21 protein-coding genes are annotated in these 25,940 nt (G+C 74.5%); 10 read left to right on the top strand and 11 right to left on the bottom strand.

Features of this window, described 5'->3' with window-relative positions; translation table 11 throughout:
• The first annotated feature begins 85 nt into the window (after positions 1–85).
• The 4 genes from LG396_RS06370 (at position 86) to dxs (ending at position 5,650) form a co-directional block, all read left to right on the top strand.
• Positions 86–1,195: an ABC transporter substrate-binding protein gene (locus tag LG396_RS06370; protein WP_018836892.1), complete on the top strand. Its 1,110-nt coding sequence runs from the start codon at positions 86–88 to the stop codon at positions 1,193–1,195.
• A 158-nt stretch (positions 1,196–1,353) separates the two neighbouring features.
• On the top strand, positions 1,354–2,145 hold the full coding sequence (locus LG396_RS06375) for an ATP-binding cassette domain-containing protein (protein ID WP_026276313.1): 792 nt from the start codon (positions 1,354–1,356) through the stop codon (positions 2,143–2,145).
• Positions 2,142–3,476: a sugar ABC transporter permease gene (locus tag LG396_RS06380; RefSeq protein ID WP_018836894.1), complete on the top strand. Its 1,335-nt coding sequence runs from the start codon at positions 2,142–2,144 to the stop codon at positions 3,474–3,476. The genes LG396_RS06375 and LG396_RS06380 overlap by 4 nt, the downstream gene beginning before the upstream one ends.
• Before the next feature lie 218 nt (positions 3,477–3,694).
• The gene (dxs, locus tag LG396_RS06385) at positions 3,695–5,650 is read left to right on the top strand and encodes a 1-deoxy-D-xylulose-5-phosphate synthase (RefSeq protein WP_037747573.1); all 1,956 of its coding nucleotides are present in this window, start codon (positions 3,695–3,697) and stop codon (positions 5,648–5,650) included.
• Between the two features lie 155 nt (positions 5,651–5,805).
• On the opposite strand, the gene LG396_RS06390 is transcribed toward dxs, so the two are convergent.
• From LG396_RS06390 to LG396_RS06415, 6 genes are all read right to left on the bottom strand, one after another.
• Positions 5,806–6,195: a PIN domain-containing protein gene (locus LG396_RS06390; RefSeq protein ID WP_037747575.1), complete on the bottom strand. Its 390-nt coding sequence runs from the start codon at positions 6,193–6,195 to the stop codon at positions 5,806–5,808.
• Positions 6,196–6,282: 87 nt separating this feature from the next.
• On the bottom strand, positions 6,283–8,415 hold the full coding sequence (locus LG396_RS06395) for a 3-hydroxyacyl-CoA dehydrogenase NAD-binding domain-containing protein (RefSeq protein ID WP_225793976.1): 2,133 nt from the start codon (positions 8,413–8,415) through the stop codon (positions 6,283–6,285).
• The gene (locus LG396_RS06400) at positions 8,412–9,632 is read right to left on the bottom strand and encodes a thiolase family protein (protein ID WP_018836898.1); all 1,221 of its coding nucleotides are present in this window, start codon (positions 9,630–9,632) and stop codon (positions 8,412–8,414) included. Before LG396_RS06400 ends, LG396_RS06395 begins: the two co-directional genes overlap by 4 nt.
• Before the next feature lie 426 nt (positions 9,633–10,058).
• Positions 10,059–11,318, bottom strand: coding sequence for an HRDC domain-containing protein (locus LG396_RS06405; protein ID WP_225793977.1), 1,260 nt, complete (start codon positions 11,316–11,318; stop codon positions 10,059–10,061).
• Between the two features lie 105 nt (positions 11,319–11,423).
• Positions 11,424–12,116, bottom strand: a complete 693-nt coding sequence (locus LG396_RS06410) for a response regulator transcription factor (RefSeq protein WP_026276315.1) — start codon at positions 12,114–12,116, stop codon at positions 11,424–11,426.
• A gap of 265 nt (positions 12,117–12,381) precedes the next feature.
• The gene (locus LG396_RS06415; protein WP_026277114.1) at positions 12,382–13,077 is read right to left on the bottom strand and encodes a DUF3000 domain-containing protein; all 696 of its coding nucleotides are present in this window, start codon (positions 13,075–13,077) and stop codon (positions 12,382–12,384) included.
• Positions 13,078–13,268: 191 nt separating this feature from the next.
• Between LG396_RS06415 and hemE the strand changes: the two genes are divergently transcribed.
• From hemE to LG396_RS06430, 3 genes are all read left to right on the top strand, one after another.
• Entirely contained in the window at positions 13,269–14,276 is a 1,008-nt protein-coding gene (gene hemE / locus LG396_RS06420; protein WP_263978804.1) for a uroporphyrinogen decarboxylase, read from the top strand.
• Positions 14,277–14,385: 109 nt separating this feature from the next.
• Entirely contained in the window at positions 14,386–15,120 is a 735-nt protein-coding gene (locus LG396_RS06425; RefSeq protein ID WP_130457664.1) for a TIGR04222 domain-containing membrane protein, read from the top strand.
• 147 nt (positions 15,121–15,267) lie between these two features.
• Positions 15,268–16,893, top strand: a complete 1,626-nt coding sequence (locus LG396_RS06430) for an alpha/beta hydrolase (RefSeq protein ID WP_225793979.1) — start codon at positions 15,268–15,270, stop codon at positions 16,891–16,893.
• Positions 16,894–16,975: 82 nt separating this feature from the next.
• On the opposite strand, the gene hemQ is transcribed toward LG396_RS06430, so the two are convergent.
• Both hemQ and hemG read right to left on the bottom strand, forming a co-directional pair.
• Positions 16,976–17,722, bottom strand: a complete 747-nt coding sequence (gene hemQ / locus LG396_RS06435; RefSeq protein WP_225793980.1) for a hydrogen peroxide-dependent heme synthase — start codon at positions 17,720–17,722, stop codon at positions 16,976–16,978.
• Positions 17,719–19,224, bottom strand: a complete 1,506-nt coding sequence (gene hemG / locus LG396_RS06440; protein ID WP_225793981.1) for a protoporphyrinogen oxidase — start codon at positions 19,222–19,224, stop codon at positions 17,719–17,721. The genes hemQ and hemG overlap by 4 nt, the downstream gene beginning before the upstream one ends.
• A 176-nt stretch (positions 19,225–19,400) precedes the next feature.
• On the opposite strand from hemG, the gene LG396_RS06445 reads away from it, so the two are divergent.
• Complete coding sequence (locus tag LG396_RS06445; RefSeq protein ID WP_225793982.1) at positions 19,401–20,375, top strand: DUF4349 domain-containing protein; 975 nt, start codon at positions 19,401–19,403, stop codon at positions 20,373–20,375.
• A gap of 41 nt (positions 20,376–20,416) precedes the next feature.
• Complete coding sequence (locus LG396_RS06450; protein ID WP_018852238.1) at positions 20,417–21,823, top strand: FAD-dependent oxidoreductase; 1,407 nt, start codon at positions 20,417–20,419, stop codon at positions 21,821–21,823.
• 11 nt (positions 21,824–21,834) lie between these two features.
• On the opposite strand, the gene LG396_RS06455 is transcribed toward LG396_RS06450, so the two are convergent.
• Complete coding sequence (locus LG396_RS06455) at positions 21,835–22,620, bottom strand: peptidyl-tRNA hydrolase (protein ID WP_225793983.1); 786 nt, start codon at positions 22,618–22,620, stop codon at positions 21,835–21,837.
• Between the two features lie 66 nt (positions 22,621–22,686).
• Between LG396_RS06455 and LG396_RS06460 the strand changes: the two genes are divergently transcribed.
• Positions 22,687–23,364: an AIM24 family protein gene (locus LG396_RS06460; protein WP_026277113.1), complete on the top strand. Its 678-nt coding sequence runs from the start codon at positions 22,687–22,689 to the stop codon at positions 23,362–23,364.
• A 68-nt stretch (positions 23,365–23,432) separates the two neighbouring features.
• Here LG396_RS06460 and LG396_RS06465 read toward each other — a convergent pair whose 3' ends face one another.
• Both LG396_RS06465 and LG396_RS06470 read right to left on the bottom strand, forming a co-directional pair.
• Positions 23,433–24,374: a polysaccharide deacetylase family protein gene (locus tag LG396_RS06465; protein WP_225793984.1), complete on the bottom strand. Its 942-nt coding sequence runs from the start codon at positions 24,372–24,374 to the stop codon at positions 23,433–23,435.
• A gap of 181 nt (positions 24,375–24,555) precedes the next feature.
• Positions 24,556–25,917, bottom strand: a complete 1,362-nt coding sequence (locus LG396_RS06470; protein WP_026277112.1) for an alkaline phosphatase PhoX — start codon at positions 25,915–25,917, stop codon at positions 24,556–24,558.
• Positions 25,918–25,940 lie beyond the last annotated feature (23 nt).

Here is a 25,940-nt window from a genome sequence, read left to right on the forward strand (position 1 = left end):
TTACTTCTTGACGGCATGGTTACGGGCGAGTTGACTACCTCACACCTCGGCCGCGAAGGCGCGGCCACGTCAGGGAGGTTCGACCGTGCACACCTATCTGCGCCGTGCGGCAGTCGCACTGGCCGCCGTATCCATGACCGTCGGCATCGCGGCCTGTGGCAGCGCCGATGAGGCCGACAACGACTCCGACAGCGGCGACAAGAAGAACGACGGGCCGTTGACGATAGGTCTCCTCCTGCCGGAGGACCAGACCGCGCGCTACGAGGACTTCGACCGGCCGCTGATCGAGAAGAAGATCGAGGAGCTGGCCCCCGGCACCAAGGTCATCTACAACAACGCCAAGCAGGACGCGACCACGCAGCAGCAGCAGGTCGACACCATGATCACGCAGGAGGTCGACGCCCTGATCCTGGACGCCGTCGACTACAAGTCGATCGCCTCCGGCGTGAAGGCCGCGGACGACGCCGGCATCCCCGTCGTCGCCTACGACCGCCTGGCCGAGGGCCCGATCAGCGGGTACACCTCCTTCGACAACAACAAGGTCGGCCAGGTCCAGGCCGAGTCCCTGCTGGAGGCGCTCGGCGACGGCGCCAAGGACGGCGAAGTCGTCATGCTCAACGGCTCCGTCACCGACCCGAACGCCGCGATGTTCAAGGAGGGCGCGCACTCCGTCCTCGACGGCAAGGTGAACGTCGGCAAGGAATACGACGTCAAGGAGTGGAAGGCGGAGAACGCCAACTCCGACATGAAGGGCGCCATCTCCTCGGTCGGCAAGGACAAGATCATCGGTGTCTACGCCGCCAACGACGGCATGGCCGGCGGCGCCATCACCGCCCTGAAGGCCGCCGACTTCGACCCGCTGCCGCCGGTCACCGGCCAGGACGCGGAGCTGGCGGGCGTGCAGCGCATCGTCACCGGCGAGCAGTACATGAGCGTTTACAAGCCGTACAAGCCCGAGGCCGACGCCGCCGCCGAGATGGCGGTCAAGCTGGCCCGCGGCGAGAAGGTCGACTCCGTCGCGACCGGCACCGTGGACAGTGAGTCCGAGAAGGGCGTGCCCGCCGTGCTCATCGACCCGATCGCGCTGACCAAGGACAACATCGAGGAGACGGTCGTCAAGGACGGCCTGTGGAAGATCGAGGAGATCTGCGCGGGCAAGTTCGCCGCCGCGTGCAAGGACGTCGGCCTCCAGTGAGCCGCCGGGCTGGCCGCCCGCCGGGCCGCTGAGCCCGCGAGCCGCTGAGCCGCGCCATGCCACCCGCGTGCCCGGGGACCCGCCACCCAACTCCCGCTGCCGGCGGGGCCCCGGGCACCCGGGCCCTCATCTTGCCCACGCCTATCCCCCTGTAGGAGATGGTTCACGTGTCCGCTACGCCCGTGCTGGCGTTGCGCGGGATCTCGAAGCGGTTCGGTGCCGTCCAGGCACTCACCGACGTCGATCTCGAGGTCCGCGCCGGTGAAGTGGTCGCCCTCGTCGGCGACAACGGCGCCGGAAAGTCCACTCTCGTCAAGACCGTCGCCGGCGTCCACGCCATCGACGACGGCGTCATCGAGTGGGGCGGCCGCCCCGTTCGCATCCACAAGCCGCACGACGCCCAGGAACTGGGCATCGCGACCGTCTACCAGGACCTGTCGCTCTGCGACAACCTCGACGTCGTCGGCAACCTCTTCCTCGGCCAGGAGATCCGCACCGTCGGCGTCCTGGACGAGGTCGAGATGGAGCGCCGCTCCCGCGAGCTGCTCACCACCCTGTCCATCCGGATCCCCAGTGTCCGCATCCCCACCGCCTCCCTCTCCGGCGGCCAGCGGCAGACCGTGGCCATCGCCCGCTCGCTCCTGGGCGACCCCAAGCTCGTCATCCTCGACGAGCCGACGGCCGCCCTCGGCGTCGAGCAGACCGCCCAGGTGCTCGACCTCGTCGAGCGGCTGCGCGAGCGCGACCACGCCGTGCTGCTGATCAGCCACAACATGGAGGACGTCAAGGCGGTCGCCGACCGGGTCGCGGTGCTGCGCCTCGGCCGCAACAACGGCGTCTTCGACGTCGCGACCACGACGCAGGAAGAGATCGTCGCCGCCATCACGGGCGCCACGGACAACGCCGTGACGCGCCGCTCGGCGCGCGGAAGTGCGGAGGCAGCGAAGTGAGCACCGAGGGGATCGAGAAGGAAGACTCCGCGAAGGCCGACCTCGCGAAGTCCACCGCACCCGCCGACACCCCGTCCGCCGACGCCGAGCCCGGCGTCGCCAAGGAGGCCGTCACCGCCGTCGACCCCCGGCTCGTCGTCCGCGAGCAGGGCTTCGCCGGCTACCTGACCGAGTTCAAGCGCCGTATGCGCGGGGGCGAGCTGGGCTCCGTACCCGTCATCGTCGGCCTGATCCTGATCATGGCGATCTTCCAGGGCCTGGACGACGCCTTCCTGTCCGCGCAGAACCTGTCCAACATCTCCATCGACATCGCCGGTCCCGGGCTGATAGCCGTCGGCATCATCTTCGTGCTGCTGCTCGGCGAGATCGATCTGTCGATCGGTTCGGTCAGCGGGCTCGCCGGCGCGGTCTTCGCCGTGCTGGCCGTCCAGGAGGGGATGCCGGAAGTCCCGGCGATCATCCTCGCCGTCCTCGTCGGCACCGCGACCGGCGCCTTCCACGGCTTCTTCTTCGCCCGGATCGGCGTCCCGCCGCTCGTCGTGACCCTCGCGGGCCTGCTCGGCTGGCAGGGCCTGATGCTCTACATCCTGGGCAGCTCCGGCACCATCAACCTCGACTCCGACGGCATCGTCGCCAAGCTCACCACGTACTACTTCACCGATGTCGCCGCCGCCTACGGGCTCGCGGCGGTCTCCGTCGGCGGCTACTTCGCCGCCGCGTACTTCGGCGCGAGGCGGCGCGAGGCGGCCGGGGTGCCCTCGCGGCCGCTCAGCGAGATCATCCTGCGCACGGCCGTCCTGGCCGTGCTCGCGTTCGTCCCGGCGTACGTGCTGAACCAGTACAAGGGCCTGCCGCTGGCGCTGCTCATCTTCCTCGTCGTGGTCGTCGGCGCGGACTTCGTGCTGCGCCGCACCGGCTTCGGCCGGCGGGTCTTCGCCCTCGGCGGCAGCGTGGAAGCCAGCCGCCGGGCCGGCATCAACGTCGACCTGATGCGGATCGCGGTCTTCTCCGTCTCCGGCACGCTCGCGGCCATCGGCGGCCTGTTCATGGCCTCCACCATCGCCGCGGCGAACCAGGGCGCGGGCGGCGGCACGCTGCTGATGAACGCCATCGCGGCGGCCGTCATCGGCGGCACCAGCCTCTACGGCGGCCGCGGCAGCAGCTGGTCCGCGCTGCTCGGCGTGCTGGTCATCATGTCCATCCAGTCGGGCCTGGCGCTCAAGGGCATCGACGCGCCGGTGCAGTACATGATCACCGGCTCGGTGCTGCTGGCGGCGGTCGTCATCGACTCCGTCTCCCGCCGCACCCAGAAAACGGCAGGACGCGCCTGACAGCCGTCCCGCCCGCCACCCGCCGCGCCCCCGTGCCGATTGCCGGTACGGGGGCGTAGCTGTTGCGGACCTGTGGCATACATCGCACTGTCGGATCAGCGACCGGACATCGGGAACATTAGACTCGACCGGACGCTTCGGGCCCGGCACGTCCGTGTGGGCGGCAGGGCCCGGCGCCGTACGGCCCGAAAGCAGGCTGCGACAGCAAGGAGGCACGGGTGGCACTGCTGGCCCGTATCAAGGGACCCCGCGACCTGGACCGGCTCGGTCCCGAGCAGCTCGACCGGCTGGCCGCGGAGATCCGCACCTTCCTCGTGGAATCCGTCGCCCGCACCGGCGGCCATCTCGGCCCGAACCTCGGCGTGGTGGAGCTGAGCATCGCGCTGCACCGGGTCTTCGAGTCGCCGCGCGACCGTGTGCTGTGGGACACCGGCCACCAGTCGTACGTGCACAAGCTGCTCACCGGCCGCCAGGACTTCGGCAAGCTCAAGAAGAAGGGCGGCCTGTCCGGCTACCCCTCGCGGGCCGAGTCCGACCACGACGTCATCGAGAACAGCCACGCCTCCACGGTCCTCGGCTGGGCCGACGGCCTGGCGAAGGCCAACGAGGTGCGCGGCCGCGACGCCGCGGTCGTCGCGGTCATCGGCGACGGGGCGCTGACCGGCGGCATGGCCTGGGAGGCGCTCAACAACATCGCCGCCGCCCAGGACCGCCCCCTCGTCATCGTCGTCAACGACAACGAGCGCTCGTACGCACCCACCATCGGCGGCCTCGCCGACCACCTCGCCACCCTGCGCACCACCGACGGCTACGAGCGCTTCCTCGCCCGCGGCAAGGAGCTGCTGGACCGTACGCCCGTGGTCGGCAAGCCGCTGTACGAGACCCTGCACGGCGCCAAGAAGGGCCTGAAGGACTTCATCGCGCCGCAGGGCATGTTCGAGGACCTGGGGCTGAAGTACGTCGGCCCCATCGACGGACACGACATCGCCGCCGTCGAATCGGCGCTCCAGCGCGCCCGGCGCTTCGGCGGGCCCGTCATCGTGCACTGCCTGACGGAGAAGGGCCGCGGCTACCTGCCTGCGCGCCAGGACGAGGCCGACCAGTTCCACCAGGTCGGCGTCATCCACCCGGACACCGGGATGCCGGTGGCCGCCGGCGGCGCCGACTGGACCTCCGTCTTCGCCGACGAGATGGTGCGGATCGGCCGCGAGCGCGACGACGTCGTGGGGATCACCGCCGCGATGATGCGCCCCGTGGGGCTGCAGAAGTTCGCCGAGGCCTTCCCCGACCGGGTCTACGACGTGGGCATCGCCGAGCAGCACGCCGCGGTCTCCGCCGCCGGCCTGGCCACCGGCGGGCTGCACCCGGTCTTCGCCGTCTACGCCACGTTCCTGAACCGGGCGTTCGACCAGGTGCTGATGGACGTCGCGCTGCACCGCTGCGGGGTGACGTTCGTCCTGGACCGGGCCGGCGTCACCGGCAGCGACGGCGCGTCCCACAACGGCATGTGGGACATGTCGATCCTCCAGGTCGTCCCGGGGCTGCGGATCGCCGCGCCGCGCGACGCCGACCAGGTCCGCGCCCAGCTGCGCGAGGCCGTCGCCGTCGACGACGCCCCGACCGTCGTGCGCTACTCCAAGGGCGCCGTCGGCCCCGCGGTTCCCGCCGTGGGGCGGATCGGCGGCATGGACGTGCTCCACGAGCCGGCCGGCGCCGAGGGCGCGGAGCGCCCCGACGTGCTGCTGGTCTCCGTCGGCGCGCTGGCGCCGATGTGCCTGGAGGTCGCCGGCCTGCTCGACAAGCAGGGCATCACGACGACGGTCGTCGACCCGCGCTGGGTCAAGCCCGTCGACGAGGCGCTGCCGCAGCTGGCGGAGCGGCACCGCGTGGTCGTCACCGTCGAGGACAACATCCGCACCGGCGGCGTCGGATCCGCCGTCGCGCAGGCGCTGCGCGACGCGGGCGTCGACATCCCGCTGCGCGACTTCGGCATCCCGGAGCGCTTCCTCGACCACGCCTCCCGCAAGGAGGTGCTGGCGGACATCGGCCTGACGGCCCCGGACATCGCCCGCCAGGTCACCGGCCTGGTCGCGCGGCTCGACCGGCGCGCGGGCGAGGACATCGCCGCCCAGGGGGCCGGCGACGGCACGGTGTCGGAGGTCGCCAGGGACTGACCCCCCGGCACGGCAGACGAAGGGGGCGGCCCGCCCGACGGGCCGCCCCTTCCCCGTTCCCGTTCCCCGCCCCGCCCGGCGCTGACGCGGAGGTGCGGCCGCAGGGCGTGCGGCGGCGCACGCCGGGATGAGGGCGGCGGGTACGGGGGTCGGGGTCAGGGGCGTACCGTGCGGGGGCCCGCTGTGGTGGCGCCGTGGTGGTGGACGCGTTCGCGCAGGGCGCGGTCCGCAGTGATCACCAGGACCCGGCGCTCCGGATCCCGCTCCGCCGCGTCGGCCACGACCTGAACGATCCGGTCGTCCCCGCTGCCGTCCGCCGCCACGACCCGTACCCCCGGCACCGCCTCCACGCCGCGGGCCGCGCCCTCCACGACGAGCACCACCTCCACCGGCCCCGGCAGCCCCGCCACGCCCGTCCCGGCGTACGGCACGAGGCCGTCGCGCAGCCGCTCCGCCGCCCCGCGCCGGTCGCGCCACCAGCCGTCCGGCACCGACCCGACGACGTTGGCGGCGTCCACGACGAGCAAGGGGAGGGGTGCGTCCATGCCGCCCAGCCTCCCACGCCCGTACGGCACACCCGTGCCCCGGCGGCCGGAGGCGGGACCGGCGGCCGGGGCACGGGTGACGCGGGGCTACTCCGGGACGCTCGCCACGCCCGGCGCCAGGAACCGGCGGCCCGTGACGCGCTCGCTGACGCCCGCCCGGTCCAGGTACGGCGTGATGCCGCCCAGGTGGAACGGCCAGCCCGCGCCGGTGATCAGGCACAGGTCGATGTCCTGGGCCTCGGCCACGACGCCCTCGTCCAGCATCAGCCGGATCTCCTGCGCGATGGCGTCCAGCGCCCGGTCCCGTACCTGCTCCTCGGTCAGCACCGTGTCGCCGGTCCGGAACAGCGCCGCCACCTCCGGGTCCAGCTCCGGCTTGCCGGAGTCATGGACGTACAGCGTCCGCTTGCCCGCCTCCACGACCCGGCCCAGGTTCTCCGACTGCGCGAAGCGGTCCGGGAACGCCGCCGCGAGGGTGCCCGCGACGTGGTGCGCGACCGCGGGGCCGACCAGGTCGAGCAGCACGATCGGCGACATCGGCAGCCCCAGCGGCGCCAGCGCCCCGTCCGCGACCTCCACCGGCGTGCCCTCGTCCACGGCGCCCAGCACCTCGCCCATGAAGCGGGTCAGGATGCGGTTGACGACGAACGCCGGGGCGTCCTTGACCAGCACGGCCGACTTCTTCAGCTTCTTGGCCACGGCGAACGCGGTGGCCAGCGAGGCGTCGTCGGTGGCGCCGGCCCGGACGATCTCCAGCAGCGGCAGGATCGCCACCGGGTTGAAGAAGTGGAAGCCCACGACCCGCTCGGGGTGCGCAAGACCGGCCGCCATCTCCGTCACCGACAGGGACGAGGTGTTCGTCGCCAGGATGGCCGTCGGCGGGACGACCTCCTCCAGCTCGGCGAAGATCCGCTGCTTGAGGGAGAGTTCCTCGAAGACCGCCTCGATCACGAAGTCGGCGTCGGCGAACGCCGCGGCCTTGTCCAGCGACCCGGTGACCAGCGCCTTGAGCCGGTTGGCCGCGTCCTGGTTCACCCGGCCCTTCAGCAGCAGCATGTCGATCTGCTCGTGGACCCACGCCACGCCCTTGTCGATGCGCTCCTGGTCGATGTCCGTGAGCACGACGGGGACTTCGAGCCGGCGCACGAAGAGCAGCGCCAGCTGCGAGGCCATCAGCCCGGCGCCGACCACGCCGACCTTCGTGACCGGCCGGGCGAGGCTCTTGTCCGGTGCCCCGGCGGGCCGCTTGGCACGCCGCTGCACGAGGTCGAAGGCGTAGATCCCGGCCCGCAGCTCGCCGCCCATGATCAGGTCGGCCAGCGCCTCGTCCTCGGCCGCGAAGCCCTGCCGCAGGTCGCCGTTCTTCGCCGCGGCCATGATGTCCAGCGCGCGGTACGCCGCGGGGGCGGCGCCGTGCACCTTGTCGTCGGCGACGGCCCGGCCGCGCTCGATCGCCGCGTCCCACTCCTCGCCGCGGTCGATGTCCGGGCGTACGACCTCCAGTTCGCCGCCGAGGACGGCGGCGGTCCAGGCGAGGGACTGCTCCAGGAAGTCGGCGCCCTCGAAGAGCGCGTCGGCGATGCCCAGGTCGTAGACCTGCTTGCCCTTGAGCTGGCGGTTCTGGTTGAGGCTGTTCTCGATCACGACGGTGACCGCCCGGTCCGCGCCGATCAGGTTCGGCAGCAGCGTGCAGCCGCCCCAGCCGGGCACCAGGCCGAGGAAGACCTCCGGCAGCGAGAACGCGGGCACGGCGGCCGACACCGTGCGGTACGTGCAGTGCAGGCCGATCTCGACGCCGCCGCCCATCGCGGCGCCGTTGTAGTACGCGAACGTCGGCACGGCGAGGTCCGCCAGCCGCTTGAACACCTCGTGCCCGCCGCGTCCGATGGCCAGCGCCTCGTCGCGGTGCCCGAGCACCTCGACGCCCTTGAGGTCGGCGCCGACGGCGAAGATGAACGGCTTGCCCGTCACGCCGACGCCGGTGATCTCGCCGTCCGCGGCCTCCTTCTCGACCTGGTCGAGCGCGGCGTCGAGGCCGGCGAGCGACTGCGGGCCGAAGGTGGTCGGCTTGGTGTGGTCGAAGCCGTTGTCCAGGGTGATCAGCGCGAACCTGCCGGCGTCGCCGGGCAGGTCGAGGTGGCGTACGTGCGCCTGCGTGACGACCTCGTCGGGGAAGCGCTCGGCCGCGCCCTTGAGAAGTTCCACGGTGCTGCTGCTCACTTGCCTGCCCCCTCGAAGTGCGGGTTCTCCCAGATGACCGTGCCGCCCATGCCGAAGCCGACGCACATGGTGGTGATGCCGTAGCGCACCTGCGGCTGCTCCTCGAACTGCCGCGCCAGCTGCGTCATCAGCCGCACGCCGGAGGAGGCGAGCGGGTGACCGAAGGCGATGGCGCCGCCGTACTGGTTGACGCGGGGGTCGTCGTCGGGGAGGCCGAAGTGGTCGAGGAACGCCAGCACCTGCACGGCGAACGCCTCGTTGATCTCGAACAGGCCGATGTCGGCGATGCCGAGGCCCGCCTTGGCGAGCGCCTTCTCGGTGGACGGGATCGGGCCGACGCCCATCACCTCGGGCTCCACGCCCGCGAAGGCGAACGACACGAGCCGCATCTTCACCGGCAGCCCGGCCGCGCGCGCCACGTCCTCGGCGGCGATGAGGGAGGCGGTGGCGCCGTCGTTGAGCCCGGCGGCGTTGCCGGCGGTGACCCGGCCGTGCGCGCGGAACGGGGTCTTCAGCGACGCGAGGTTCGCCAGCGTCGTACCGGGGCGCATCGGCTCGTCCCGGGTGGCCAGGCCCCAGCCGGTCTCGCCGGCCTCCGCGTTGGTGCGGCGGACGGAGATGGGCACGAGGTCGGCCTGGATCCGCCCGTTCGCGTACGCCTTGGCGGCCTTCTCCTGCGAGTGCACCGCGTACTCGTCCGCGCGGGCCTTGGTCAGGTGCGGGAAGCGGTCGTGCAGGTTCTCCGCGGTCATGCCCATGAAGAGGGCGGACTCGTCGACGAGCTTCTCCGAGACGAACCGCGGGTTGGGGTCCACGGCCTCGCCCATCGGGTGCCGGCCCATGTGCTCGACGCCGCCGGCGAGGGCGATGTCGTACGCGCCGAAGGCGGTGGAGGCGGCGGTCGTCGTCACGGCGGTCATGGCGCCGGCGCACATCCGGTCGATGGAGTACCCGGGCACGGTGGGCGGCAGGCCGGCGAGGATGCCGGCGGTGCGGCCGATGGTCAGGCCCTGGTCGCCGATCTGCGTGGTGGCGGCGACGGCGACGTCGTCGACGGCGGCGGGGTCCAGGGCGGGGTTGCGGCGCAGCAGCTCGCGGATGCACTTGACCACGAGGTCGTCGGCGCGGGTCTCGTGGTAGATGCCCTTCGGGCCCGCCTTGCCGAACGGGGTGCGGACGCCGTCGACGAAGACGACGTCCCTTGCGGTACGAGGCACGGGCTCTCCTCCGGAGGGGGTGCGGGTTCTCGTGGTGCCGACCCCGGTGGGGCGGCGCGGCTCTGGGGCCATGCTACTCGCCGGTAACGAGCGGTGCCCAGTGGCCTGCCGGAAGGTGTGCCCCACACCACGGTGGGCGGCGGGCCGGAGCGGGTGCGCGGGGGCGGCGCGGCACCCGGAGGGGGCGGCGCTCGTGCCCGTGCGGCGCCGCCGCGACGGCAGCGCCGGGCGGGCCGGTGCGCCACGGCTGCGCCCGGCGCGTGGCCTGCCGAGCGCGGCTGCGTCCCGCGGCCGACGGGCCCCGGTGCGCCGGGCGGGCCGCCGTTGCGCGGGCGCCGGCCGCGCCCGGGGCCCCGGCCGCCGCGCCGCGGCCTCGCCCGTACGCGGGCCGGCTCCGGGCCGTACGGCAGGCGTCGCCGGCGCCGCTCAGTCCTGGACGGCCGCCGTCAGGAGGGGGGTGACCTGCTCGATCTGCCACGGGCGGGCGCCGAGGTGGGTCAGGGCCGCCGCCACCGACTCCTCGGTGGGGTCCTTCGGCGGCTCCCAGCAGACCCGGCGCACCGTGTCCGGTGCGATCAGGTTCTCCTGCGGCAGGCCCAGCTCCTCCGCGCGCGCCGTCACCGCCGCGCGCGCCGCCGACAGCCGCGCCGCGGCGGCCGGGTCCTTGTCGGCCCACGCACGCGGCGGCGGCGGGCCGTTCAGCGGCAGCCCCGGCTGCGGCAGCTCGGACTCCGGCAGCGCGCGGGCGCGCTCCACCGCGGCGAGCCACTGCTCCAGCTGCCGCCGGCCCATGCGGTGCCCGAAGCCGGGCAGCGCGGCCAGCGCCCGCGTGGACGTCGGCATCGCGAGCGCCGCCTCCACGATGGCGGCGTCCGCGAGCACCTTGCCCGGCGAGATGTCGCGCCGCTGCGCGACGCGGTCCCGGGCCGTCCACAGCTCCCGTACGGTGCCGAGCTGCCGCCGGCGCCGCACCTTGTGCATGCCCGACGTACGCCGCCAGGGGTCCCGCCGCGGCTCCGGCGGCGGCGCCGCGGCGATCGCCGCGAACTCCTCCTCCGCCCACCGCAGCTTCCCCTGCGCCGTCAGTTCCTCGACCAGCGCGTCCCGCAGGTCCACGAGCAGCTCGACGTCGAGTGCGGCGTAGCGCAGCCAGGGCTCGGGCAGCGGCCGGGTCGACCAGTCGACGGCGGAGTGGCCCTTCTCCAGCGCGTACCCGAGGACGTTCTCGACCATCGCGCCGAGACCGACCCGGGGGAAGCCCGCCAGCCGCCCCGCCAGCTCCGTGTCGAACAGCGCGCCAGGATGCATGCCTATCTCGCCGAGGCACGGCAGATCCTGGGTGGCGGCGTGCAGAACCCATTCCGCATCGCCGATCGCCGCCGCGAGACCGGAGAGGTCGGGACAGGCCACCGGGTCGATCAGCGCCGTGCCCGCACCCTCCCGGCGCAGCTGCACGAGGTACGCCCGCTGCCCGTACCGGTAGCCGCTGGCGCGCTCCGCGTCGATGGCGACCGGGCCACTGCCTGCGGCGAAGGCGCCGACCACCGCGGCGAGCGCCTCGGGGTCCGCGGTGACGGGCGGAATGCCCTCGCGGGGATCGAGAAGGGGGACCGGCGCCGATCCGGAGGTCGGTGCTCCGGGTGCGGGGAGTCTGTCCTCTGCTGCGGTCTCTTGGGCGTCGGTCACGTGTCAAGGGTATCTGTGAGTCGTGCACGACAGCGCCCGTCGACGGAACGTTACGTCGACGGGCGCCGCGCGGCTGCCTGGAGAGGGCCCTTCACCGGGCCCGGGTCAGTGGATGATTCCGGTGCGCAGCGCCACCGCCACCATGCCGGCGCGGTCGCCCGTGCCGAGTTTGCGCGCGATGCGGGCGAGGTGGCTCTTGACGGTCAGCGCGGACAGCCCCATCGAGACGCCGATGGCCTTGTTCGACTGGCCCTCCGCCACCAGTCGCAGCACCTCGACCTCGCGGCCGGACAGCTCGCGGTAGCCGCCGGGGTGCCCGGGCGGGCCGGAGTTGCCGCCGGCGCCGGGGGAACCCGGCGGGCGGCGGTGGTGCAGCCGGCCCGCCGCGGCGCCGATGTGCGCGGCGTTGGGGCGGGTGGGCAGGCCCATGCTGGTGCGGGTGCCGGTGACGACGTAGCCGCGGACGCCGCCCGCGAGGGCGTTGCGTACGGCGCCGATGTCGTCGGCGGCGGACAGCGCGAGGCCGTTGGGCCAGCCCGCGGAGCGCGCCTCGGAGAGCAGCGTGAGGCCGGAGCCGTCGGGCAGGTGGACGTCGGCGACGCAGATGTCGCGGGGGTTGGCGATGCGGGGGCGGGCCTCGGCGATGGACGAAGCCTCGATCACGTCGCGCACGCCCAGCGCCCACAGGTGGCGGGTGACGGTCGAGCGTACGCGGGGGTCCGCCACGACGACCATGGCCGTCGGTTTGTTGGGGCGGTAGGCGACCAGGCTTGTGGGTTGCTCGAGGAGAACAGACACCAGGTCCCTCCAGACGGTGTGCGGGGACGGGGCCGGCTGGGAGAGCCGGGACGTTCCGTGTCGCGTACGGAAGGTCTCTCACGTCTTCGGCAGGTGCCCGGAGGGGCTTTAGGCAATGATCACGAATTAGTGAGTAAAAAACGGACAATTCGGATGGGCGATCGACTGTGCACGCCCCGCGCGGTCCGCGCCGCGCCGGCCGCCTGCGGCGCCCGTCCCGGCCCCTGCCGCCCCTGCCGCCCGTTCCCTCCGATCGCCCGCGCCGTCAGCGCCGGCGGGAGCCGCGGCGCTGCGGAAGCGGCACGATCGGCGCGGCGTCCGGCTCCGGCGCCGCCGGCGGGGCGGCCGCCGGCGGCAGGCCCGCGCACTGGCACAGCATCTCCACCCACGCCGCCAGGTGCGCCGCCGCGTCCGGCGCGCCGTCCCCGGCCGCGCGCGACGGCTGCGGCGTCCAGGACGCCCGGATCTCGATCTTCGTCGTCGTGCCGCGCTCCGCCAGCCCGCCGAAGTGGTGCGAGGACGCGCGCGTGACGGTGCCGCTGGGCTCGCCGTAGCCGAGGCCGCGGGTGTCCAGCGCGCCGGTCAGCCAGGACCAGCACACCTCCGGCAGCAGCGGGTCCGCGGCCATCTCCGGCTCCAGGTCCGCGCGCAGCAGCGTGACGAAGCGGAACGTACCGCGCCAGGTGTCCTGCCCGTCCGGGTCGTGCAGCAGCACCAGCCGGCCGTCGGCGGGCTCGACGTCCTCCGCCGCGCCCTCGTCGACCTCCGCCTCCAGGGCGTACGCGAAGGGGGCGATGCCCCGTGGCGCGCGCGTCGCCTGCAGCGCCACTTCGGGGCGTACCGCGGCGGAGCCGAGCGCCTCGACGGCCTGCCGGAACGGGGGCGGCAGGGCGCCGCCCCCCGGCCGTCCGTCCGGGGGGCCATCGGGTTCGTCGACGAGGTGTCCAGGAGCCGCAACCATGCCCGGAAGACTAGGGGGCGCGACGCACGGAAGCGCTGCGGGACACCCGGGTGGCCTGATCTCGACTCCCACGCGCGTGCGAAGATGCAGGGGTGAGTGCCGACAGCGCCCCCCGCCCCTCCGCCACGTCCGTCGCCGGTGCCGCTTCCGCGGCCACCGCCCCTGCTGGACCGGCCGCCGACTCCGCGTTCCTGCGCGCGTGCCGGCGCGAGCCCGTACCGCACACACCCGTGTGGTTCATGCGGCAGGCGGGCCGTTCGCTGCCCGAGTACCGGCGGCTGCGCGAGGGCATCGGCATGCTCGACTCCTGCCGGCGGCCCGACCTCGTCACCGAGATCACGCTCCAGCCCGTACGGCGGCACGGCGTGGACGCCGCGATCCTCTTCAGCGACATCGTCGTCCCCCTCAAGGCCATCGGCGTCGACCTCGACATCAAGCCCGGCGTCGGCCCGGTCGTCGCCCAGCCGATCCGGAGCCGCGCGGACCTCGCGCAGCTGCGCCCGCTGGAGCCCGACGACGTGCCGTACGTGGCCGAGGCCGTGGGCCGGCTGACCGCGGAGCTGGGCGCGACGCCGCTCATCGGCTTCGCCGGGGCGCCGTTCACGCTGGCCAGCTACCTGGTCGAGGGCGGCCCTTCGCGCAACCACGAGCACACCAAGGCGATGATGTACGGCGCGCCGGAGCTGTGGGCCGAGCTGGTCGGCCGGCTCGCCGGCATCACGGCGGCGTTCCTGCGGGTGCAGATCGAGGCCGGCGCCTCCGCGGTGCAGCTCTTCGACTCCTGGGCGGGCGCGCTGGCGCCCGCCGACTACCGGCGCGCGGTGCTGCCCGCGTCGGCGGAGGTCTTCGCGGCGGTCGCCGGGTACGGCGTGCCGCGCATCCACTTCGGCGTCGGCACCGGCGAGCTGCTGACCGCGATGGGCGAGGCCGGCGCGGACGTCGTCGGCGTCGACTGGCGGGTGCCGATGGACGAGGCGGCGCGCCGCGTCGGCCCCGGCAAGGCGCTGCAGGGCAACCTCGACCCGGCGGTGCTCTTCGCGCCGCGCGAGGCGATGGAGGCCAAGGCCGCCGAGGTGCTCCGGGCGGCGGCGGGGCTGGAGGGGCACGTGTTCAACCTCGGCCACGGCGTGCTCCCGACGACGGACCCCGACGCACTGACGCGGCTCGTGGAGTACGTGCACGAGTCCTCGGCCCGCTGAAGGCGGCGTCCGGGAAGGACCGGGGGGGGGCGGGCAACGCCTCGGTACCACGGGCGCGTTCGGAAAGATAGGTCTGGCGCCCTGTGCCCCGATCGCGTAGAACACCGCCATGTGGGTGTGCTTCGCGCTCGTCGCCTGGGCCGCCGCTCTGCTGTCGTGCGGGCGCCTGGTCCTCGTCGGTTCCGTCGCCGCGGCACAGCCGGAGGCCGAGCCCGCCCGGGTCCGCGGGGCGCGTGAGCTGACTCTCTACGAGGCCGCCTTCCTCGCCGGCGGGCCGCGGCGCGTCGTCGACGTCACCCTGGTCTCCCTGGCCCGCGAACGGCGGCTGCTGCTCGCGCACACCGGCTGGGCGACCGTCGTCGAGCCCGAGGGCCGCGACGACGTCGAGCGGGCCGTGATCGCCGCCGCGGGGCCCGGCGGGCAGAGCACGATTCCGGCCATCCGCACCGCCGCGTGCGCCGCCGACGCGCTGCGCGACCTGGACGACGGCCTCGCCGCGTCGGGCCTCGCGGTGCCCGCGCCGATCCGCTCCGCCGTGCGCGCCGCGGTGCGGCACGTCCGTATCGCGGGGGTGGTGGTGCTCGGCAGCGGGATCACCGCGCTGGCGCTGCGGGCACCGGAGCAGGAGCCGATCGCGGGCTGGTTCGTCCTGCCGCTGATACTCGTCTGCGGCTGCCTGGCGATAGCCCGGCTGGAGGTCGGCGAGTACACCCGCTGGGCCACGCCCGACGGCCGCGGGCTGCTCGCGACTCTCGACGAGGCGGACTCGCTCCTCACCGGACTCGCCGTGCGCGGGCCCGCCGCGCTGCCCGACCCGGAAATGCGCGCCGCGCTCGCGCGGTAGCCGCCGACCGCGCCGCGACACCCCGGGCGGGTTCCTTTACATCAGCAACTCGGCCAAGAATTATCACTTTTACCCTCAATTCCTCCCGCCTCGCGCCGCCCCGTGCGGCCGGTCGTGACGCCTTGCGCCGCAGCAGAAGGGTCCTTCGTGAGAGCAGCAGTGCTGTACGGAATCCTCGGTTCGCTCGCTCTCACCGGCCTCGCCGCGGCCCCCGCCGCCGACGCCGCCAGGACCGCGACCGCCGTCCACGTGTCCCGTGCGGCCGACGGCCCCGAGGCCCGCGGGGCCGCCGTCGCCGCCGACCGCGCCGCCGGGGCCGGCGTCGACTTCGGCCGCTGCCAGGCGGCGGAGGGGCTGCCGGCGCCCATCGAGTGCGGCACGGTCGCCGTCCCGCTGGACTACGCGCACCCCCGCGGCCGGCAGCTCAAGCTCACGGTCAGCCGCATCGGCGCCACCGGGCCGCGCGCCGAGCGGCAGGGCAAGCTGGTCTTCAACCCCGGCGGCCCCGGCGGCTCCGGCACGTACTTCCCGCTGCTGAGCAGGTCCCCGGAGTGGCGGCGGCTGGCGGCGGCGTACGACTTCGTCGGCTACGCCCCGCGCGGCGTCGAGCGCTCCGGCGCGCTGTCCTGCCAGGACCCCGACGAGTTCATGAAGGCACCGTCGAACACCTCGGAGCACCCCTCGGAGCGCGAGAAGCGCGCCCGCATCGAGAGGGCGCACGCGTACGCGAACGGCTGCGCCAGGATCGCCGGCCTGCGCCACTACACGTCCCTCAACAACGCCCGCGACCTCGAGGTGCTGCGCGCCGCGCTCGGAGAGCGCAAGCTCACCTACCTCGGCGCCTCCTACGGCACCTACTTCGGCAGCCTGTACGCCGCGCTCTACCCAGGCCACGTGCGCCGCATGGTCCTCGACAGCCCGGTCGACCCCGACCCGCGGCAGATCTGGTACGGCAACAACCTGCGCCAGTCCGCCGCGTTCGAGGAGCGCTGGGCCGACTGGCAGCGGTGGGTCGCCAAGCACGACGACGTCTACGGCCTCGGCCGCAGCCGGTGGGAGGTGGCGGCGGCGTACCAGCGGGCGCGCGAGCGGATCGAGAAGGAGCCGGTGGCCGGGCGGATCGGCACGGCCCAGCTCCAGGCGGCCTTCCTGCGCGCGGTGTACGCCGACGGGTACTGGGCGCCGGCCGCCACCGCGCTCGCCGACTACCTCGGCGGCAGGCCGGGGACGCTGGCGGAGTTCGCCGCCGACGATCCCTCCGACAACGCGGCCGAGGAGAACGGCAACGCCGTCTACACCGCCGTCGAGTGCAACGACGCGCCCTGGCCGACCGACTGGGAGACCTGGGACCGCGACAACAGCAGGCTCGCGCGTGTGGCGCCGTTCGAGACGTGGGAGAACGCCTGGATGAACCTGCCCTGCGCGTTCTGGACCGGGCCGCGGCAGCAGCCCCTCGACGTCCGCACCGGCGCTGGCGAACTGCCGCCGGTCCTCCTCCTCGCCGCCGAGCGGGACGCGGCCACGCCGTACGACGGGGCGCGGGAACTCGCGCGGCGGCTGGGCGGCTCGGCGGACCTGGTGACGGAGAAGGACGCCGGGTCGCACGGGCTTGCCGGCGGCGAGAACGGCTGCGTCAACAAGCACGTCGACACGTACCTGCTGACGGGCCGCAAGCCCGGCGACGTGGCCTGCGCGCCGCACCCGGAGCCGAAGGCGGAGCGGGGCGGGAAGCGGTCCGTGGCGCCGGGGACGGGCGGCCCGGCGGTCGGCTGAGGCCGCCGCCGGGACGGGGCAGGCTCCGGGCCCCCGGCTCCCGGGCGGCAGGCGTCCGGTGCCGGGCGTCAGGTGCCGGGCGTCAGGCCAGGGAGGCCACCAGCTCGGCGACCGGCTTGCGGCGGCCGGTGTAGAACGGCACCTCCTCGCGCACGTGCAGCCGCGCCTCGGACCCGCGCAGGTGGCGCATCAGGTCCACGATGCGGTGCAGCTCGTCTGCCTCGAAGGCGAGGATCCACTCGTAGTCGCCGAGGGAGAACGCGGGCACCGTGTTGGCCCGCACGTCCGGGAAGCCCCGGGCCATCTTGCCGTGGTCGGCGAGCATGCGGCGGCGGTCCTCGTCCGGCAGCAGGTACCAGTCGTAGGAGCGGACGAAGGGGTACACGCTCACGTACGCGCGCGGGCTCTCGTCCGCCAGGAACGCCGGGACGTGCGACTTGTTGAACTCCGCGGGGCGGTGCAGCGCCATGTTCGACCAGACCGGCGCGAGGGCGCGGCCCAGGCGCGTGCGGCGGAAGAGGTTGTACGCCTCCTGCAGCGCGTCCGAGCTCTCCGCGTGCCACCAGATCATGACGTCGGCCTCGGCGCGCAGCCCCGACACGTCGTACGTGCCGCGCACGACGACGTCCTTCGCGGCGAGCTGCTCGAACAGCTCGGTGACCTCGTCCGCGTAGCCCGCGCGGTCCTCGGGGAGGCCGTCGCGCAGCTGGAACACGGACCACAGGGTGTAGCGGATGACCTCGTTGAGGTCCTTGGCCTTCTTGCCGGCGTTCGCGGAGCGGGACGAAGCCGGGGGCGGGGCGGCCGCCGGGGGGGATGCGTCACTCATGCGGCCATTGTCCCAGGGCGCCCCAGCAGCTCGTCGGCGGCCCGGTGCGCGCTCGCGACGCAGGCGGGGATGCCCACGCCGTCGTACAGCGCGCCGCACACCGCGAGCCCGGCGGGCAGCGCGCCGCGGATCCGCGCGACGCGCGCCCCGTGCCCCACCTCGTACTGCGGCAGGGCGCTCCGCCAGCGGCTGACGCGGCTGGCGACGGGGCGGGCGGCGAGGCCGGTGGCGGCGCGGAGGTCGTCGAGGGAGGCGGCGACGAGGTCGGCGTCGTCCCGTTCGAGCGTCTTCTCGTCGTCGATGCGGCCGACGGAGGTGCGCAGCAGGAAGAGGTCGTCGTCCCCGGCCCAGCGCCACTTGGCGGAGGAGAACGTCGAGGCCTTGATGGTCCGCCCGTCGACCGGCGGCACGAGGAAGCCGGTGCCGCCCGGCAGTTGCGCCTCGGCCTCCGCGCGGGGGAGGGCGAGGGTGATCAGGGCCATGGAGGCATACCGCACGCCGTCGAACTCCGCGGCGGCCTGCGGCGCGAGCCCTCGCACCAGCCGCGCGGCGGCCGCCGCGGGCACGGCGAGCACGACGGCGTCGGCATCGTACGAACGATCCCCGGCGAGGATCCGCCAGCGGGCGGGGACGGTGCCGGCGGGAGCCTCACCCGGCTTCGGCGCGGCGCCGGACGCCAAGGGCGCGGCTGCCGCCGCGGCGCCGGGGGAATCCGCACCCCGCTCCAGCGACGCGACCTCCGCGCCGAGGACGATCTCCCCGCCCGCGGCCCTGACGGCGTCCGCCACCGCCGACGGCAGCCGCCCCACACCCCCCTCGATCCCCATGAACACCGGCCCCTGCGCGGCGGGCGCCGCCGCGCCGCGGGACTGCACCGCCCGCGCCGCGCCCAGCAGCGTGCGCTCCTCGCGCAGCGCCGCGAACAGCTGCGGGACCGCCGCGCGCATCGACAGCCGGTACGCATCCCCCGCGTACACCCCGCCCAGCAGCGGCTCCACCAGCCGGTCCGTGACCTCCGCGCCCAGCCGCTCGGCGACGAACGCGCCGATCGCCACGTCCTCGCCCGGCTCCGCCGGCGGCAGCTCCGCCTCGCGGGCGACCCGCGCCAGGCCCTCCGGCGACAGCACCTCCGCCGCCGCCAGCCGGTCCAGATCGCCGGGGACGCCCATCACCTGGCCGCCCGGCAGCGGCCGCAGCCGCCCCCGGGTCCACACCGCCGCGCCCCCCGCGGCCACCGGCTGGAGCGCCTCGCCGAGCCCCACCGCGCGTGCGAGGGCGACGGCCTCCGGGCGGCGGGCGAGCAGCGCCTCCGCGCCGAGGTCGGCCGGCACGCCGGCCAGCTCGCCCGCGTGCAGCTTGCCGCCGAGCCGGGAGCCGGCCTCCAGCACCGTGACCTGCGCGCCGCCGGCCAGCAGCCGGTGCGCGGCGGCGAGTCCTGCGATGCCGCCGCCGATGACGACGACCCTGGGCGGCCCGGGCTCCGCGGGCTGTGCGCTGCTCATGAAAGCCACTGTGTCAGACCCCGCCGACACCCCCGTACGGGCCTGTGGACAACGCGCACCGGCGCCCCGCGTCCTGCGCGTGGCCCGATCGTGACTGTTCCGGGACCCGCCGCCCGAACCCCCGGCCCCGCCGCCCCGTCGAAGGAGCACACACCCGACACCTGGGGGGTTCGAGGATGCACGCACGCCGTACGACCAGACCCGCGCTCGCCGCCGCGCTGCTCGCCGCCGCACTCGCCGTCGGCGGCTGCAGCGGCGGGGCGGACTCCGGCGACTCCGGCGCCGCCGCTGCGGACGACGCGAAGGCGCAGGAGGCCGCACCGCGCGGGGACGCCGGTGCCGGCGCGGGGAGCGCCGACGACTCCGCCGCCTCGCCCGCGCCCCGCGGCGGTGCCACCGCCGCAGAGGGCGTCTCGCTCGCGCCGCAGGCGCTCGTGCGCACCGCCGAGATCACCGTACGCACCAAGGACCCGGCCGGCGCCGCCGACTCCGCCCGTACGCTCGCCGAGGGCGCCGGCGGCTACGTCGGCGACGAGTCGACCAGCCAGGAGCCCGGCGCCCCCGCGCGCACCCGGCTCACCCTGCGGGTGCCCGCCGACGAGTACGCCACCGTCCTCGACGGCGTCGCCGGGCTCGGCCGGGTCGTCGACCGCCAGGTGAAGGTGGAGGACGTCACCGACGAGGTCGTGGACGTCGACAGCAGGGTGCGGTCCCAGCGCGCGAGCGTCGACCGCATCCGCGACCTGATGGACGACGCCGTGAAACTCGCTGACGTCGTCACCCTGGAGAGCGAACTCGGCACCCGCCAGGCCGACCTGGAGGCGCTCCTCGCCCAGCAGTCCTCGCTGGAGGAGCGCACCGCGCTGGGCACCATCACCCTGGAGCTGCGCCGGCCCGCCGCCGCGCCGCCGGCGGACGAGGACGACGGCACCGGCGTCACGGACGCGCTGGCCGGGGGCTGGGACGCCTTCGTCACGGGGCTGCGCGGGGTGCTGATCGCGGTCTCCGCGTCGCTGCCCTTCGCCGGGCTCCTCGTCCTGCTCGTGCTGGCCTGGCGGTGGCTGCGCGGCCGGCTGCCGCGGCGGCACGTCACCCCGCCGCCCAGTCCGTTTCCCGGGCAGCAGACACCCCAGGGCGGCGAGCCCGGGTAACCGGACGTAGCGTGTCCCTCACGGCGACGAAAGGGAGCGTCATGGGGGCCAAGCAGCGGATGGTGGTCATCGGCGGCGATGCGGCGGGGATGTCCGCCGCATCGCAGGCGCGCCGGATGCGGACGCCGGACGAGCTGGAGATCACCGCGTTCGAGCGCGGCCGGTTCACGTCGTACTCCGCCTGCGGCATTCCGTACTGGGTGGGCGGCGAGGTCGCCGAGCGGGACCAGCTCATCGCCCGCACCCCGGAGGAGCACCGCAGGCGGGGCATCGACCTGCGGATGCGCACCGAGGTCACCGAGATCGACCTCGACCGGCAGTGCGTACGCACCCGGGCCCTCGACGACGAGGACGGCGCGCAGGAGCGCTGGCACGGCTTCGACCACCTGGTCGTCGCCACCGGCGCCCGCCCGCTGCGCCCGCCGCTGCCCGGTATCGACGCCCCCGGGGTGCACGGCGTGCAGAGCCTGGACGACGGGCAGGACCTGCTGGACCGGCTGGAGAAGCAGCAGGTGCGGCACGCGGTCGTGGTCGGCGCCGGGTACATCGGGGTGGAGATGGCGGAGGCGTTCTGCCACCGCGGCATCCACGTCACCGTGCTGGAGGCCGCCGCCCAGCCCATGAACACCCTGGACCCCGACATGGGCGCGCTGGTGCACGAGGCCATGAACGGCAACGGCATCGACACCGTCACGGGCGCCGAGGCCACCGGGATCCTCACCGGCACGGACGGCGAGGTGCGCGGCGTGGCCACGGCGAAGGGCGAGTACCCGGCGGACGTCGTCGTGCTCGGCCTCGGGGTGCGCCCGGAGACCGGCCTCGCGCGGGACGCGGGGCTGCCGCTGGGCGAGTCCGGCGGGCTGCTGACGGACCTGGCGATGCGGGTGCGGGGGCAGGAGAACGTGTGGGCGGGCGGCGACTGCGTCGAGGTGCTCGACCTGGTGTCCGGCCGCGAGCGGTACATCCCGCTGGGCACGCACGCCAACAAGCACGGGCAGGTCATCGGCCGCAACGTCGGCGGCGGCTTCGGCACCTTCCCCGGCGTGGTCGGCACGGCCGTCAGCAAGGTGTGCGACCTGGAGATCGCCCGTACGGGTCTGCTGGAGGCGCAGGCGCGCGAGGTGGGCCTGCAGTACGTGACGGTCACCATCCGGTCGACCAGCCGCGCCGGCTACTACCCGCGGGCCGCGCCGATGCACGTGAAGATGCTCGCGGAGCGGCGCACGGGCCGGCTGCTCGGGGTGCAGATCGTCGGCCGCGAGGGCGCGGGCAAGCGGGTGGACATCGCGGCGGTGGCGCTGACGGCGGGGATGACGGTGGAGCAGATGACGGCCCTGGACCTGGGGTACGCGCCGCCGTTCTCGCCCGTGTGGGACCCGGTGCTGGTCGCGGCGCGCAAGGCGGCCGCGGCGGTCGCGGAGGACGCGCGGGAGAGCGACGGCGGCTGACGGCGCGGCGGTCAGCCGGTACGCAGGGCCGGGTGGTCGGCGACGACCGTGCAGCTGCCGGCGGCGATCTCCGTGTACCCGGCGTCCCTGACCACCGGCAGCCCGCTCGCGACCAGCTCCGCCCAGCGCTCCGGCGCCGGCGTGCGGACGGCGAGGGGGAAGCCGGCGGCGCGCCAGGCGGCGCGGTCCGCGTCGGCCAGCTCCCACCAGGCGAGTTGGGCGCCGTGGCCGGCCTGGGCCATGGCCTTGCCCGCGGTCATGTCGAGCCCGGGCGCCAGCCACAGCACCGGCACCCCGGCCGGGGGCGGGGGAGGAGGTCCGGGGTCGGCCAGGTCGGTGCCGGAGACCTGCAGCCGGGCGAGGTCCTTGGGCCAGCCGTCGAGCGGTACGGGCGGGAAGACCCGCACCTCGGCGGCGCCGGCCTCCTGAACGCCGGACCCCTCGGGCGCGCCCGGCGCCTCCGGCGCCCCGTCCGCGGCGCCGCCGCCCGCGGGCTGCGTCACCGTGATCCCCGGCAGCGCTTCGGCCCGCCGCCACTCCGCGCCCCGCGCGCGCCGCACGACCTTGCGGATCCGGGCGTCCTGCCAGTCCCGTACGGCCCCGGCCCACGGGCCGCCGCCCGTCGCGCGCTCGTCCGCCAGCAGGATCAGCACCGCGCGCGCCGCCGTCTGGAGCGCGTCGGTGCGCGTGGGCGGGCTGCCGCGTTCGATGCGTACGACGAGGGGGAGGACGAACTGCGGCAGGTCGTCGCGGCTCACTGCCTCGTGCTGGAAGGTGCTGGTCTCGGCGCTGGTCACGCGATCAAGTGTGCCAGTGGCGCCGCCCGCTTGGCGGAGGGAGGGATTCCGGCGGATCATGCGCGTATGCGCAGTGATTTGTTCGCCAAGGAAAACATGGCCGAGCCCGCGACACAGGCCGGCATGACTCTGCAGAACGCCAAGTCGATCAAGTACGCCGTCAACGGCGAGTGCCTCGCCCGCCAGGGCGCGATGATCGCCTACCGGGGCAATCTGCAGTTCGAGAAGAAGGGCCAGGGGGCCGGGCAGTTCCTCAAGCGCGCGGTCACCGGCGAGGGCCTGGCGCTCATGTCGGTGAAGGGGCAGGGCGAGTGCTGGTTCGCGCTCAGCGCGGCCAACTGCTTCATCCTCGACTTCGACCAGCCGAACGACAGCCTCACGCTCAACGGGCGCAACGTGCTGTGCTTCGACTCGACGCTGTCGTACGACATCAAGGTGGTCAAGGGCGCCGGCATGGCGGGCGGCGGGCTGTTCAACAGCGTGTTCACCGGCCAGGGCCGGCTGGGCGTGGTCTGCGACGGCTCCCCGATCGTCATCCCCGTCTCGCCGGGCTACCCGGTCTTCGTCGACACCGACGCCGTCGTCGGCTGGAGCACGCAGCTCCAGACGGGGCTGCACCGCTCGCAGAGCTTCGGGTCGATGATCCGCGGCGGCTCCGGCGAGGTCATGCAGCTCCGGCTGGACGGCGAGGGGTTCGTCGTGGTGCGGCCGAGCGAGACCGGCCCGGGGGCGCCCGCCGGGTGACCCCGGGGGCCGCGGCGGCGGGGAACGGCGGGCGCCCCGGCGCCGCCGCGACGTGTCCCGTACGGGCCTCAGCTCCCCGCGGCCAGCTCGGAGACCCTGGCGAAGCCGTACCCGCGGCGGCGCAGCTCCGGCACGATCTCGCGCACCGCCTCCTCCGTGACCGGCGCCGCGCTGCGCGTGACGTGCAGGACGACCACCGACCCCGGCCGCACCCGCGTCAGCACCTCCTCCGCCACCGCTCCCGGGTCGGTGGCGAAGGCGTCGCCGCTGGAGACGTCCCACTGCACGGCGGTCACGCCCGTCGGGGCGAGGGCGCGCAGCGCCGTGTCGTCGTAACAGCCGCCGGGGAAGCGGAAGTACGGGACGGGGGCGGGCACGCCCGCGCGGCGCAGCTCGGCGAAGGTGCGCTCCACCTCGGCGCGCATGGCGCCGGGGTCGACCTCGGGCAGGCCGTAGCAGGGCGTGGCGAAGGCGTGGTGGCTGTAGGAGTGGTTGGCCACCTCGAACAGGGGGTCGCGGCCGATGGCGCGGGCCTGGCCGGGGTAGCGGGCGGCCCAGGTGCCGGTCATGAAGACGGTCGCCGGCACCTTCAGCTCGCGGAGCGCGGCGATGAGCCCGGGGTTGTCGAACTGCTCGCCGGCGTCGGCCCGGTCCTGCTGGCCGGCCATCATGTCGGCGTCGAAGGTGAGCGCCACCTGCTTGCCGCTCACGCCCCGGCGCGCGCCGTGCCGCCACACCGGCGCGAGCGCCGTGCGGGCCGCGCGGGCCGCCTTCGCCTCCCCGCGTGCCTCCACCCGATTGCCGTCCTGGCCGCCGTCCGGCGCCCCGTCCCGCGGCGCCTGCAGCGGGGGCACCGTCCCGTACGACGCCGGGTGGTCGCTGTAGTCACGCGCGGCGGGCGCGCCCACCGGTGAGGAGGGCGCGGACGGGCCGGCGCACGCCGGGACGACGAGGGCGAGCAGCGCGACGAGGGCCGCGCGGACAAGGCGCGGGCACCGGAAGTCGATCATGCGGGGAGCGTAAGAGCGCTCGCGGGGGCGCGCGCGCTGGAGCGAGCGCCCGGGTGAACGGCGTACGACACACCGCGGCGCCGGCCCGGGCGGCGGACCGGGTCAGAACCGGTTCCACCGCCGGGCCGGCGCCGCGCGCCGTGCCTGGCCGTTCCGTTCGGTGCCTACGGGCCCCGGCGGGCTAGCGCCAGGGGCCGGTGATGGCGAACGTGGTGCCGGGGGCGTAGCAGTTCACGTACATCGTCCGGCCGTTCGGCGAGAACGTGACGCCGGCGAACTCGCCGTACTCCGGGTCCTCCGCGCTGCCGGTGTTCTGCCGGTTGCGCGCCACCGCGAAGACCTCGCCGCGCCGCGAGACGCCGTACACGTGCTGCTCGCCGCCGCCGTCCTCGCAGAGGAACAGGCCGCCCGAGGGCGACAGGCAGATGTTGTCCGGGGACTCGCCGGGGGTGTCCACGCCGTGGTCCGGGCCGAAGCGGACGACGAGCTTCAGCTCGTTGGTCCGCGGGGTGTAGCGCCACACCTGGCCGAAGTGGTCGGCGCCGGAGCCCTCGGAGGACTGGGCGAAGCTGGAGACGAAGTACACCGAGTTGCCGCCCCAGTAGCAGCCCTCCAGCTTCTGCGCGTGCGACATGGCGCGCCCGAAGTCCTGGTGGCGGATCGGGGTCTCGGCCGCCAGCGGGTCGGGCACCTCGATCCACTCGACGTTGTCGAACGTGGTGCCGATCTCCTCGACCACCGACAGGTCGGGCACGTCCGGCACCCGCATGGCCTGCAGCTCGCCGCCGGCCCGGAGGGAGCCGAGGCCGCCCTTGGGCTTCTCCGGCAGGAAGCGGTAGAACAGCCCGAAGGGGTGCTCGAAGGCGTCCTCCGTCTCGTAGACGACGCCGTTGGACGGGTCGAAGGCGACGGCCTCGTGCTGGAAGCGGCCCATCGCGGTGAGCGGCACGGCGCCGCTCTTGTGCGGATCGGCCGGGTCGATCTCGAAGATGAAGCCGTGGTCCTTGGTGTACCCGTTGGTGCCGGCCTTGTCCTCGGTCTCCTCGCAGGTGAGCCACGTGCCCCAGAGGCTGGGCCCGCCGGCGCAGTTGACCGCGGTGCCGGCGATGCCGACGCGCTCGCCCTCCAGCTTGCCGTGCCGGTCGACCTCCAGCACGGTGCAGCCGCCCATGCCCATCGGGTCGTACGTCAGGCCGTCGATGGCGGGGACGCGGTGGGTCGCGGTGGGGCGGTTCTCGTGGTTGCGGACGAGCCGTACGTCGCCGCCGCGGGCGCGGAAGGCGGCCATGCCGTCGTGGTTGCTGGGTACGGTGCCCTCGCCGGAGAGCAACTGGTCGCCCTCGCGGGACAGCACCCGGTACTCGAAGCCCTTCGGGAGGTCCAGGAGGCCGTTGGGGTCGGGGACGAGCGGGCCGTAGCCGGCGTCCTGCGGGGCGTGTGCCTCGGCGGTGCCGGCGTACAGCTCGGAGACGCTTCCGGTGAAGGCGATGCCGGCGCCCAGCGCGCCGGTACGAGCGAGAACCTGACGTCGTGTTGCAGCCATGCGGAAAGACCAACTCCCTGCTG

This window comes from Streptomyces aculeolatus (assembly GCF_020400605.1).
GTDB lineage: Bacteria > Actinomycetota > Actinomycetes > Streptomycetales > Streptomycetaceae > Streptomyces > Streptomyces aculeolatus.